At 68.8% G+C, this 12,094-nt stretch carries 8 protein-coding genes and 1 pseudogene; 3 read left to right on the top strand and 6 right to left on the bottom strand.

The features are described from left to right. Window positions 1-92: 92 nt before the first annotated feature. Window positions 93-262: pseudogene (locus ACIO9J_RS01780) on the top strand (RNA polymerase subunit sigma-24); the annotation flags it as partial. A gap of 210 nt (window positions 263-472) precedes the next feature. After that, the gene (locus tag ACIO9J_RS01775; protein WP_401990873.1) at window positions 473-2,419 is read left to right on the top strand and encodes a flavin monoamine oxidase family protein; all 1,947 of its coding nucleotides are present in this window, start codon (window positions 473-475) and stop codon (window positions 2,417-2,419) included. A gap of 40 nt (window positions 2,420-2,459) precedes the next feature. Here ACIO9J_RS01775 and ACIO9J_RS01770 read toward each other — a convergent pair whose 3' ends face one another. The 4 genes from ACIO9J_RS01770 to ACIO9J_RS01755 form a co-directional block, all read right to left on the bottom strand. Then, entirely contained in the window at window positions 2,460-4,373 is a 1,914-nt protein-coding gene (locus ACIO9J_RS01770; RefSeq protein ID WP_401990870.1) for a potassium transporter TrkA, read from the bottom strand. A 479-nt stretch (window positions 4,374-4,852) separates the two neighbouring features. Continuing rightward, window positions 4,853-5,059 carry a cold shock domain-containing protein gene (locus tag ACIO9J_RS01765; RefSeq protein WP_401990867.1) on the bottom strand — a complete coding sequence of 69 codons (207 nt, stop codon included), beginning with the start codon at window positions 5,057-5,059 and terminating at the stop codon, window positions 4,853-4,855. Between the two features lie 211 nt (window positions 5,060-5,270). Continuing rightward, window positions 5,271-6,011, bottom strand: a complete 741-nt coding sequence (locus ACIO9J_RS01760) for a hypothetical protein (protein ID WP_401990865.1) — start codon at window positions 6,009-6,011, stop codon at window positions 5,271-5,273. A 30-nt stretch (window positions 6,012-6,041) separates the two neighbouring features. Next, the gene (locus ACIO9J_RS01755; protein WP_401990863.1) at window positions 6,042-7,256 is read right to left on the bottom strand and encodes a hypothetical protein; all 1,215 of its coding nucleotides are present in this window, start codon (window positions 7,254-7,256) and stop codon (window positions 6,042-6,044) included. Window positions 7,257-7,709: 453 nt separating this feature from the next. Between ACIO9J_RS01755 and ACIO9J_RS01750 the strand changes: the two genes are divergently transcribed. Then, window positions 7,710-8,558, top strand: coding sequence for a L,D-transpeptidase family protein (locus tag ACIO9J_RS01750; RefSeq protein ID WP_401990860.1), 849 nt, complete (start codon window positions 7,710-7,712; stop codon window positions 8,556-8,558). Window positions 8,559-8,566: 8 nt separating this feature from the next. On the opposite strand, the gene ACIO9J_RS01745 is transcribed toward ACIO9J_RS01750, so the two are convergent. Together ACIO9J_RS01745 and ACIO9J_RS01740 are read right to left on the bottom strand one after the other, a co-directional pair. Further along, complete coding sequence (locus ACIO9J_RS01745) at window positions 8,567-9,385, bottom strand: hypothetical protein (RefSeq protein ID WP_401990857.1); 819 nt, start codon at window positions 9,383-9,385, stop codon at window positions 8,567-8,569. 130 nt (window positions 9,386-9,515) lie between these two features. Then, complete coding sequence (locus ACIO9J_RS01740) at window positions 9,516-12,059, bottom strand: SdrD B-like domain-containing protein (RefSeq protein WP_401990854.1); 2,544 nt, start codon at window positions 12,057-12,059, stop codon at window positions 9,516-9,518. Between the last annotated feature and the right edge of the window lie 35 nt (window positions 12,060-12,094).

Genomic DNA, 12,094 nt, shown 5'->3' with positions numbered 1-12,094 from the left:
CCGTCGCACCGTGACCTGCACCGCCCCGAGCAGAGCACTGCTTGCGCCGTCTCAGATCATCCAGCGCACGCACCTCGCGGCCCCCGCTGCTCGGAGCGCTCTTCCACGACCGCGATGGGAACATCCTGCGCACCATGGCACTGGACGTGCTGGACGGGCAGGTCCGCACGTCCACTCCGTCATCAACCCCGACAAGCGCAGCCACCTCGGACCGATGGCCGACGCCTGGGCCATCGACCGGGAAGTGCGGCAAGCGCACCGTCCATCCGCGTGCCCCGGCAGCCCCAGGCGTCGGTCAACGGTCCGAGGCACGAGGTGGCCACGAAGCAGCCGGTTCGACGAGGATGTCGCCGGGGCCCTACCCCTAAGCGTGTAAGGGGTGCCACCACCGCTGCCCGCCGGTCGGGTGACCTGTGTACCGGCCCCTGTGTGCCGCCGCGAGCGCGTTCGGTCCAGGCCTTAAACCGGATGAATGCCCATCCAACGCCCCACCCGTCGCGCCTTCACGAGAACCGTTGCCGGTCTGGCCACGCTCGGCGCACCGACCGTGGCCTCGCTTCCCGGTCATGCCGCGGACAGAAGCGGCAACGTTCCTCCCGAGTCTCCGTCGTCCAAGGACGCGTCCGCGGACGTGGCACGAGCCCTCCTGGTCCTGGACAGAAACGATCAGCCTCTCGTCCCTGCCTACAAGAAGATCTTGCTGGGCGGTGGGCTGCCGCGGGCCGGCGGGGGACCGAAGAAGGTGTTGGTCGTCGGGGCGGGGGCGGCCGGGCTCACCGCGGCGCACCTGCTCAACGAAGCCGGCCACGAGGTCACCGTCATCGAGGCCAACGGAAACCGGGCCGGTGGCCGCATCAAGACGTTCCGGACCGGAGGGCACGAGAAGGCCGAGCAGCCCTTCGCCGACCCGAAGCAGTACGCGGAAGCCGGTGCGATGCGCATTCCGGACGTCCATCCCTTGGTGACCGGCCTCATCGATCAACTCGGCCTGAAGCGGCGCCGCTTCCTCCTGACGGATGTCGGCCGTGACTCCAAGGGCGCGGGCCGGACCTGGCTGTATGTGAACGGCATCCGGGTACGGCGTGCCGAGTACGCCAAGAATCCCAAGCCGGTCAACCGGTCCTTCGGCGTCCCGGAGCACTTGTGGGACGTGCCCGCGGCCCGCATCGTCGACTCGGTCCTGGACCCGGTGCGCGACGAGTTCTCCGTACGGGGACCGGACGGTCAACGCGTCGACAAACCACTGCCGGAGCTCTTGGCCGGGTGGACCCGCGTGGTGGAGCAGTTCGGCGAGTGGTCGATGTACCGGTTCCTGTCCGAGCACGCGGGTCTCGACCACCGGACGATCGAGTTGGTGGGCACCCTGGAGAACCTCACCTCCCGGCTGCCGCTCTCCTTCCTGCACAGCTTCGTCGACGCCTCGCTCATCCACCCCCAGACGCGTTTCTTCGAGATCGAGGGTGGCACCGCCCGCCTGGCCGACGCCCTGCTGGCGCGGGTGCGCCACTTGGTCCGCTTCGACTGCCGTGCCACCCGTATCGCGCACGGCGCGGAGGCTCCCACCGGCAAAGGAGTGTGGGTCGACACCGTCACCGAGTCCGACGGCGGACCCGTGCGGCACGAACAGTTCACCGCCGACGTCGCGATCGTCACCGTGCCCTTCTCCGGGATGCGTCAGCTGCCCGTCGCTCCCCGGCTCTCCTACGGCAAGCGACGGGCCATCATCGAGATGCACTACGACGCCGCCACCAAGGTTCTCCTGGAGTTCTCCCGGCGCTGGTGGGAGTGGACCGAAGCGGAATGGAAGCGCGAACTGGAGACGTTCCGGCCCGGCCTGTACGCCGCATACCGTGACGGCAAGGCACCCACCGACGGGTCCCTGCTGGGCGCCCACCCCTCAGTACCCGAAGGGTGGCTCAAGGACGCGCAACGCGTGCAGTACGCCGCACGTCGTTCGGCCCTGCGCGACCAGCCCGAGGCGACGGCCACCGTGGGCGGCGGTTCCCTCTCGGACAACTCGAACCGCTTCATGTTCCATCCCTCCCACCCCGTCCCGGGCAGCGAGGGCGGCGTGATCCTGGCCTCCTACAGCTGGTCCGACGACGCACTGCGCTGGGACTGCCTGGACGACGACGCCCGCTATCCGCATGCTCTGCGTGGCCTGCAAGACGTGTACGGCCAGCGGATCGAGGTGTTCTACACCGGTGCGGGGCGCACGCAGAGCTGGGTCCGGGATCCCTACGCGTACGGCGAAGCCTCCGTACTCCTGCCCGGCCAGCACACCGCGCTCGTGCCGCACCTGACCTCCCCCGAGGGCCCCCTGCACTTCGCCGGGGACCACACCTCGCTCAAACCCGCCTGGATCGAGGGTGCGCTCGAGTCCGCCGTGCGCGCTGCCCTCGAGGTCCATCACGCCTGAGCCCCAGCTGGACGTCGTCGCGCTGCTGGGCGCCTTCGCCTCAGCAGCGCCCGTCGAGAACGATCACCTTGTCGCCGCCTGTCAGGGACAGCAGTGTGGCCTTGTCCGGGTTGACGACGATGCCGTAGTCCGGCCTGCGCTGAGCGTGGCGCGCGAGCCGGTAGCCGATGGCGATCTGGTCGCGGCGAAGGGCGGCTTCGACCACCGTGTAGAAGCTGACGGTGGCGTGCGGCCGCACGTACTCCTGGGCGGGGCGCAGCCTGATCTGGCATCCCGCGGGATCGAAGAGCTCCTGGAAGAGCCGGTTCAGCTCGGGATTCTCCGCGGTCTGCGCCATCCGCAGGCTGAGCAGGTTGTCGCTCAGGATGAAGTCGTCGGCGTGCGCGGCCTGTGCCAGCGTGCGGTTCCGGTCGTCGGCCATCTCGGTCACCACCGAGAAGCCGTGTCCGTGCTGAACGGCCAGGTCGCGCAGGTGCAGCAGAGTCATGAGCGTGCGCGAGTCCGTCGCGGACTTGTCAGCCGCTCCCGCGTCGCCTACCACCATCACGTGCTGGTAGGCCGCCAGGTCCACTCCCTCAAGGACGACACGGTTGGCGGGGTCGGCCGCTAGGAGGCCCAGTTCGATCTGCGGAAGTCTGGTGCGGAGTCGCTCCACGCGGTCGTCCAGGTCGGGGACGTCGGCGACGATGTCGAGCCGGGAGCCCGCGGGTGCCAGCTGCGCCAACTGGTTCACGGCTTCAGGTGTCCTGGCGTTCCAGCCGAGGAGCAGCACCCGCTCAGGTCGTGGATCCGACGCCGCGTCGGTGGCGATCGCCTCGAACGTGATGGTGGGCACCTCATCGGTGGGGACGACGGTGTCGTCGTCCTCCGAGATGGCGACGATCTGGTCCGTGCCCAGGATCCCGGTGTCAGCCGGAGGGTTGAGCAGGATCTGCCCGTCGAGACGGCGGATCCCGATCACAGTGGAGGTGCGGAAGGTGTACACGGCCTCGCCGAAGGTCTGCCCGGCCAGCTGGGGCTGGGTGGACATGTAGATCTCGTCACCGTCGAATTCGAGAAGTCCCGTGTAGACGATGGACAGCCCGGACTGGAGGCTCGTCTGGACGAGCAGGCGGGCGATGAAACATTGGGCACTGACGACGTGGGTGTGCGCACCACCGGCGATCAGGGCGGCCGGAAGGTTGTGGTCGTTCGCGATGCTGGTCACCACGTGGGGCACTGGCCGCCCCTCGTGACGAGCTTTGGCGAGGGCCCCGCTGGTCACCGCGAGCAGGGACTTGATGACGGAGATGTCCGCGTCGTCGTGTTCAGGGGGCAGGATGAGGATGGACCGTGCCTGCCTGGGATTGACCAGAGCGATGTCGGAGATGCGCGTGGGGTCGCCGGTGCGGCAGACCACCCGCGTCGATGCGGTGTCGCTCACCCGTTCGCGTATCGCGTCGTCCATCTGCGCCTTGTCCTTGGGGGCGAGCACCGTCACGCAGGCGTACTTCTGATTCCGATTGGCCTCGACGAGCTCCGAGATGATCATGTGGACCTGCTCGGACCAGCCGAGGATCACGGTGTGACCGCTCTCGACCACCACGGACCGTCCCTTGCGCAGTTTGGCGAGCTTGCGCTGGATTCCCGCTCCGAGGACTCCGATAAGAGTGCTGAGCAGCAGAATTCCGATGATGGTGATGACGGTCGAGACGATCCGGTACGCGACGCCGACGGGAGGGTCCGAGGGGACGTAGTCGCGCTGGAGCATTCCGGGAGGGTTGAGGACGCGCAGGGCGCTGCGCCACAGGACCGATGCCCCTCCTTCCTTCCGTACGAGGTCCGGCGCGAGTACGAGGAGCGTGATGGCGTTGAGGAAGGCGAGAGCCACCATGGCGGCCGCGATGACACCGATCATCGCGGGGGTGCCGCGCGCCATGGCGTTGTCGAACCGGTAGCGGAAGCGTCGCAGCATGGGCCACCTCCTGGGATGCGGGGCACGTCGTGTGTCGAAACAGGGGCGTCGTGCGGGCAGGCGGTCAATCCCTGGCCGCGCAGGCGTATTCCCAGCTCAGGTGGGTTGTGGACACGCGTTGGGACCTGACGCCCGCCCGCGGAAGGGCGTCGCGTCCACGCGGTCACGTTTCGCCATGGGTCACTCCGTGCGTATCTCAGAATTCATTACAGAGCCACGCTGCGGGCGAAGACCTCCAACGATCACGCACCGCTGCCGCACGTGGCTCTCCGTACCAGACCTCCAAGGGATCACCAGGCCGGACGGACCGCACACCGCTACCGGCCCTCAGGATGGTTCGAAGCTGCCGTGAAGTCCTTGCTGAACGGAGAGCCCGTGCCTCACGAGTGTGTGCATCGGCGTGCTCCGGACGGGTGACTCGCCGTGCTGGGGCACTCGCTGCGCCGAGCGTGCCGACGTTGGCAGCGCGCTGTCTCCTGTCAGGGCCGTACGCTCCGGGCCTGGAAGCGCCCTCCGGTGAATTCCAGGAGGAAGGAAACGTGCTGTTCGCAGGAGAGCACGTGGGTGCCTTCCAACGCGTCGGCCTCGACGTAGACGGTGTCGGTGTCGCCGAAGGGGACGATGAAGCCGAATCCGCGTTCACGGTCCCACCAGTCGACGATTCCCTCGCGCCGTTGCTCCGTCATCGAAAAGACTCCTTCCTCCGCGGCCACGCGCTGTGAACCGTCGTGGTCCGCAGACGCCTGGCCGGGAGGAAGCCAGGTGGGCCGGACCTCGGGTAGTCCCTACTCTGCACGCGGCCCAGTCCGTCCGCATCGTGACGGAACCTGCGCTGCCATCCGTCGTCGCGTACGCCCTTGCTCGCTCCAGGACCGTGCGCGCCATGGGGTCCGAGAGTCAGAAGTGCCGGACGAATGGAGACGGGTCGACGGCGAACAGGCCGCCGAAGGGGCTGTCCAACTGATAGATGAGCAGCGCCGTGAAGGCGATGAGACCGGACAGTCCCATCGCCATCACGACATGAGAGAAGCTGCGTCGGACACCGAACAGGAACATGAAGGCGATGGTCAGGACGCCGCCGCCGATCAGGCCGAACCAGATCACCGGCGAAAGCCTCTGCCCCGCGTCGGTTTCGCGGCCACGCCTGGCCTCGTCCAGAGTGCTGAGTTGTGCCAGCGTCTCCTGTCCGGTGACCTGCTGGGCGGGTGTGGCGTGGTCGGGCAACTGCGCCGACGCGCGCACCTGCTCCAGCAATTGCCAGCCCTTCGGATCTGGTGTCGCGTCGTCGACCAAGGCCGGCCATTCGACGTCAGTGACGTGACGGACGTACGACTCGACCTCCTGGCGCATCCGATCACCCTGTGCGGTGGGCAGCCCGGCGGCCAGGAGATGGATCTGATGCGCCGCACTGGCCTCCGCCGCGACATGATCCTCCGCGCCTGAATGCGTGTCCCACACCGTGACCAGGGCCAGGCCCAGGACGAGGGCGTACAGAACGCCGACCATCATCGAGATGTACTCGGCGACGTCTTCACGGGGCTCGTCGTCCGGCCCCATCGGACGGAAGCGGTGCTTGATCAGGACGACGACGGCAGAGAACAGCGCGACGCCAAGGACGATGGCAATGCTTTCGATCATCAGGGGCCCCGTTGCGGGTCGATGGCGGTATCAACGTCTGCGTGAGCCGAGCACGGCGGCCGCGACCGCCGCGGGCAGCAGGATGAGGAAGAGAGCGGTCCCCACACCGAGCCCGGTCGGAGTGTGGTCTGCGCGGACGAACCGGCCGAGCAGCGAGCGGGTGGGCTGTTCGGGCGGCGTCGGCGGCTGTGGTCTGGTCGGGGGCAGCCCCACCGGTGGGGGCGGCGCGACGGCGTTGGGCCGGGCCTCCGCTTCGCCGGGTTCGGGAAGGCCGGGCGCGACGATGCCGGGTGGGGGAGGTGGCGGTGGTGGCGGGACGATCGGCGCCACGGCTTGTGGCACGGCATCGGGAGGGGCGACCTTGCGGGGAGGCTGCTCCGGCGAGGTGGGGGCAACGCCCGGCGGCCTTCGCCGCGGTGGGGTTCGCGCCACCCGGCCCGGCAGTTCGAAGCTCGCAGAGGCGCGCGCCGTCAGCTGGGGAGGGGGCGTCCATCCGCCCCCGGAGTCGATGGTGCGCAGCCGATCGGTGCCTTCGACGCGGCCTCGGCTCACATAGGAGCCGGGAGGGCGCCGCACCTCGGCGGTGCACGTCGCCGTCCCCTGCGGGGCGAGCGGGGGCATCTCGGAGCGGCCACCCCCGCAGTCGGTACGGTTCTGCCGCACCAAGGGGTCCATGAGGCGGGCGCCCCGCACGGATCGGTTTCCTGTGTTGGTGACGGTGTAGCGGATCCGTGCCCGGTCGGGGCCGAGTACGCGCACCTCCTCCCGCAGGGCAAGTGCGGCGCCGACTCCGGCGTACCCGGAGCGCGCCGTCGCCACGACCCTGGCCCGCAGGTACGGCTGCCATCCGACGGCCCGTGCCACTCCGGCACGCGCGCCGGGCCGCGCGACCCCTGTGGCGGTGCACCGGGCCTCACGCAGTCCGGTCAGCAGAGGAACCTTGTCGTGGCCGCCGGGACAGCGAACGCGGGCGCCAGGCATGGCAGGGTCCTGGACACGCAGGTCGTGCAGGTCGGCGCTACCGCGGTTGACCAGGCGGTACGACGCCACCACCGGTGTGCCTGTGCGGATGCCGGGATGCTGCGCTCCAAGGCCCGGACGGGTGTTGACCGTCACCTGCAGGAGAAGCCCGTCCGCTGACGGGCCGTCTGCGGCGGAGGGCTCGGTCACCGTCCAACTGGCCGTTCCCAGAAGGAGCCCCATCAGCAGCCATCGCATCACCTTTCCCTTGTGCGGACCGATCATCACACCAGAATGCTGGTCGGGGGGCGCGCTGTGGGGGACCGCGACCGCGCACGCTGCGCGATACATCCGAACGGCCCTCGGCCTCCTGCTGTCGGGCGATCCAGCAGCCGTACTTCCAGCGGATGCCGCGCTGGCGGCGCGGAAGGCCGGAGCAGAACTGACTGCGGCCTGCTCCATGAGAAGACTCGGAGTGGAGGCCGTGAGCCGACCGCTGTGAGGGCTCGGTGCCTGGGCATGGGGGCTCCGCACCGAACGTCGCGACCGCGTGTGCGTCTGGCGCCCCAGCCTTCGCCATCGACCTCGTCACCGGGTCAGCTCCCGGACATCCGGAGCACCGACGGTTCAACCGTCCACTGGGAATCGAAATCCTACGGGGAAGAGGCGTGACCGTGCGCATTCCTGATCGGCCTACCCTCCGCTGCACCCGAGTCCGCGGCGCTGCATCATCACTTCATGGACAGACACATGGACACCGCTGATGACGGTGGGCGCGGTGCGGAGGGCTCACGGCCCTGGCGGCGTTCGGCGTGGGCTGTCGCCGCGTTCGGTCTGGCGCTCGCCATCGGCGTGACGTTCCTTCCCGCGGAGGCGGCAAACGCACAGGCCCCGGCCCGGTGCCGGGCGGGCACCGGGCCGTACCAGTGGCAGCTGGAGAAGTACCTGAAGCTCAAGCAGGACGGCGTTCAGTCCGAGGCGGACTGCCGGGCCATCCGTACCTTCCAGCAGCGACACCGCATCAAGCCCGCCACCGGCAAGGCCAACCTCCGCACGTACCGCATGCTGTTGATCGTCCAGGCCGGCAGGGCGCCGAACAAGGCCCGCCGCTGCCCCCAGCGCGCCTTCAGGGTGGTCTGTGTGGACCGCACGCGGCAGCTTCTCTGGGTGCAGCAAGGTGCCAAGGGCAAGCTGGTCATGAAGCCTTCCCCGATCCGCACCGGGGCGCGCGGTGTGGAGACGCGCGGCGGCATGCACCGCATCTTCCGGCGCGTCAGGCACGACCGCTCCCGCGTCTTCAACAACGCCCGCATGCCCTACTCCCAGTACTTCAGCGGCGGTCAGGCGCTGCACGGGACCTACGGCGACATCTACGACGGCGGCGGATCGCACGGCTGTGTGAACTTGCGCCTCAACGACGCCTCCTGGCTGTGGAAGAAGGTCGGCAAGGGCAACCGCGTCTACGTCTTCGGCCGCAAGTCGGGCACCCGCCCGCGCGCCGCCGTCACCGACGACGAGCTGATCGCGACCACGAAGTGGGGCTACGTGGACGGTGCTGGGGCCCCGGGGGAGCCGGTGGCCTGGTAGCCGCGGCCTCAGGCGCGGCGGGCGGGGCGGCCCCACGGGGTGTCCGGCACCTTGGAGCCGGCCTTGCCCGCCACTACCTCGATGCGGACGGGGCCGGGCAGCCCCCGCACGGTCGCCTCGACCCGGCGCAGCTCGCCCGTCGGACCGATCCAGTATCGAAGCGGGGAGCGGGTGCTGCGCACCGCGGGCTTCTCCTTCACGGAGGGGCGCGGCCCGGACATGATGTCGTACCGCGTGCCATCGATCGATTCCCGACCTAGCCAGCGGGGCCCCGATTGGGCGAGCAGCTGGGCGTTGTCGGGGCGGTTCGAGCCCAGCATGTGCGTCATGCGCAGGGCGATGTCGAGCGGGTCGGTGCTGTAAGCGCGGGGCGACCACTGGGGCGCGCGCATGCCCGAAGCGGTCTTGGCGAGGCCCCGGACATCGGCCTTCCACGCATCCGTACCACGCTCCGACTGGTCAGGAGCTACACCCAGGCCGCCCATGTCCCAGGCCAGCATTCCCGATGCACCTCGCGAAGGCTGGTCCGTCACGCGGTAGCTTCCCACGGCGCGGTGGACGCGATAGTCGATGAGGCCGTGGATGACCATGGCCTCCTTCTCGTCCTGCGGGACGGTGATCCGCAGCTCGGCGGGGCTGGCCTCGTACATGCTCATCCGGGCCATGGCGAAGCGCTGGGCCTCAGCGCCCGTGAGAGCACGCTCGGGCTCGGTGTCCGGGCCCTGCACCGTGACGCCGACAGCCAGGGCCGCACCGGCGACGGCCAGGGACGCACAGGCGATCAGGGTGCGGCGGCTCAACCGGCGCAGGGGATTCGAGAGGGGCATAGGTCCGCCTTCCGCGCATGGTCCATGCGACGTCCGTGGGCAAGAAGTCCGTTGAAAAGGGAGGCGGCAGCCCGCCCACGGCCGTGAGGCCGGAGCGGACTGCCGCGGTCAGTCCAAGTCGAGCGCCGGTCTACTTCTTCTTGATCGGCTTCTCGGGCTTGTTCTTGAGCGTCACCCGGAGCGGGTTGAACTCACAGTTCTTCTCGGTGACCTTCAGCGGCCCGGTGATGGCCGCCTTGCCCACGGGCTTGATGAAGCCCTCGGGGGTGGCGGTCTCGACCAGGTAGTAGCTGCCGATCATGATCTTCGGGAAGGTGCACTTGCCCTTGGCGTCGGTGGCGCACTCGCCCAGACGCTTGTCGGCCTTGCCCTTGCGCTGGAGACCCTTGGTGCCGTTGGTCTCCTTCCACAGCTGGAACACCGCACCCATCACCGGCTTGCGGTCCTGGGCGCTGACCTTGGTCAGGATGATGTTCGTCGGCTTGTGGAAGCCGAAGTCCACGTCGTGGTCGTTCTCTCCGGCACCGTCGATCTTGACGTCGGCGGCGGAGAAACCGTTGCCGTAGGGCTTGCCGTTGGAGTCGACGGCCATGTTGCCGCCGTTGCCGAACTGCGCGGGCTTGTAGCCGTACAGGACCCCGCCCTTGGCGTAGTCCGCCGCGTGGTCCATGCGGACGGAGTACTTGCGGCCGTACTTCCAGTCCTCCTCCGCGACGTTCTTGACCAGCGTCGAGTCGAAGTAGTACTCGCCCCGCTTGTTGGTCTTGGCCGTGCCGATCTTCTTGCCCTGGGCGTCGTACAGGTTGACCGTGGCGCCCACGACCGGCTTCTCGTCCGCGTCCTGGATGCCGTTCTTCATCCGCTTGCCGTTGTCGTACCAGACGCGGTTGCCGATCTGGAACGGGGCCTCGTCACACAGCACTTCGAGGTCGGCCATGGCGCCGCCCTTGCCGAAGGTGTTGGTGAGGCGATTGCCCAGGCCGTCGGCGCGGTTCCCGTCGAAGCGGTTGACGAACATCGTGCCGCTGACGAAGACCTCGTCGTTCACGTCGATGCCGGAGGTCGCGATGGTGTCCTCGACCTTGGAGAGCGCGATGCCGGAGAAGGCCGACTCCTTGTGGATCGCGGAGGCCCGGTGGTCGCCCGGGTAGTACTCCTTCACGTCCGCGGGCTGGCCGCCGCTGTTGGCGGGCGTGGCCCGGTTCGGGCAGCCGCCGTTTCCGTCGAGGTAGAACTTGCCGCCCTTCTTGCACGCGCGGTTCAGGTCACCGCCCGTGGACGGCTCGACCAGGATGCCTCCCGGCTTGTTCCGCAGGTCGTGTCCCGTCTGGTCGCCGTAGCGGTCGCGGAATCCGAGGATCAGGTCGCCGTCGGTGTCCACGACGATGTCGCCGAGGATCGGCTGCGGGTAGGCGTGCCGGCGGACGCAGGTCCCGCCGTCCTGCTTGTCGCGCCAGCCGTCCGCCCACGGGAACCAGCCCACGCCCTTGCAGGCGCCGCCGAGGGTGTCGGCGATGCCGCGCGGGAAGTCGAGCTTCTCGTCCATGACCGTGCCGGTGAACGTGCCGCTCTTGGGGCTGAACGTCTGGACGACGGCCCGCATGTCGGACTTCTTCTGGCTCGACTCGGCCGAGCAGACACCGCCGACGTAGACCTTGCCGTCCTGGACCCCGAGACCGTACGGACGCCAGTCACCGGCCGCCGCACAGCCCGGGTTCGGAATCTTGTACGACGCCTTCGGTGCGGACGCCGTCTTCTTGGTGGCGTCGTACCGGTACAGCTTGCGGTCGTTCAGGTTGACGACGAAGAGGTCCTTGCCGTCCTCGGTCACCTCGACGTCACCGAGCGACTCCTTGGCCACCGCCTTGGCGAAGGCGACGTCCATGTCGGGCTGGGACATGTCGTGCGGGGTGTTGCCGACGTTGGGGACCTTCGTGAACAGCGAGGTCTGCTGGGACTCGCGGTCGGTCAGGTAGATGGCGCCGGGGCCTTCCGGGCCGTACTTGGCGGCGCGCCGGGCCATCGCCCCGGAGAAGATCCACTTCTTCTGCTTGCTCCAGCCGATGCCGTAGAGCGCGCCCGTGGTGGCCTTGTCCGACAGGTTCGTGGTCTGGTCGTCGACACCGCGGGCGCTATAGGGAAAACCGACCAGCGTCCGCGTGTCGTCGGGATCCTCGAACCCCTCGATGTCCTTGCCGATACAGGCCGTCACCAGCTCGGCGTTCTTCTGGCAGTAGTCGCCCGGGTTCCAGAAGGATGTGGTGAACTCGGCGTCCTTGCCGCCCTTGAGGTCCACGAACTCCACGTTCGAGGACATGATCTCCGGGTCGCTCAGGTCGTCCTTGGGCTTGGCGAAACCCGAGAAGAGCACGCCCGGCTTGGGGTTCTTGGCTTCGACGCGGTACTTCCCGCCGCGCAGCTTGGTGCCGGGCGTGAGGTTGACGACGCCGTTGGCTCCGGTCTTGCCCTTGATGCTGCGGCCGTCGGCGTCGGTGAGCACGACCTCGACCCCGGACATCCCCGGTTCCAACGCCCGGTCCCACTCGCCGTTGGCGTCGACCGCGCGAACGACACGGACCTTTACGGAGCCGTCACCCGCGTCGCGGACCACAGGGGCCGCCGCGAAGGCCGGTAGCCCGGCGCTGGCGGTGGCCGCAGTGAGGAGCATGGTCATGCCATGCAGCGCACGCCGCCTGATGAGTTGTTCCA

This window comes from Streptomyces sp. NPDC087300, from assembly GCF_044744425.1.
Taxonomy (GTDB): domain Bacteria; phylum Actinomycetota; class Actinomycetes; order Streptomycetales; family Streptomycetaceae; genus Streptomyces.
The sequence above is the reverse complement of the archived record's forward strand: the minus strand, read 5'-3'. Positions and strand labels throughout refer to the sequence as shown.

What these genes read in the sequence shown, in the direction of transcription:
- ACIO9J_RS01745 (WP_401990857.1), bottom strand. Translation starts at nt 9,385, where the DNA reads ATGCCCCTCTCGAATCCCCTGCGCCGGTTGAGCCGCCGCACCCTGATC.
- ACIO9J_RS01760 (WP_401990865.1), bottom strand. Translation starts at nt 6,011, where the DNA reads ATGATCGAAAGCATTGCCATCGTCCTTGGCGTCGCGCTGTTCTCTGCC.
- ACIO9J_RS01740 (WP_401990854.1), bottom strand. Translation starts at nt 12,059, where the DNA reads ATGACCATGCTCCTCACTGCGGCCACCGCCAGCGCCGGGCTACCGGCC.
- ACIO9J_RS01775 (WP_401990873.1), top strand. Translation starts at nt 473, where the DNA reads ATGCCCATCCAACGCCCCACCCGTCGCGCCTTCACGAGAACCGTTGCC.
- ACIO9J_RS01750 (WP_401990860.1), top strand. Translation starts at nt 7,710, where the DNA reads ATGGACAGACACATGGACACCGCTGATGACGGTGGGCGCGGTGCGGAG.
- ACIO9J_RS01770 (WP_401990870.1), bottom strand. Translation starts at nt 4,373, where the DNA reads ATGCTGCGACGCTTCCGCTACCGGTTCGACAACGCCATGGCGCGCGGC.
- ACIO9J_RS01765 (WP_401990867.1), bottom strand. Translation starts at nt 5,059, where the DNA reads ATGACGGAGCAACGGCGCGAGGGAATCGTCGACTGGTGGGACCGTGAA.
- ACIO9J_RS01755 (WP_401990863.1), bottom strand. Translation starts at nt 7,256, where the DNA reads ATGATCGGTCCGCACAAGGGAAAGGTGATGCGATGGCTGCTGATGGGG.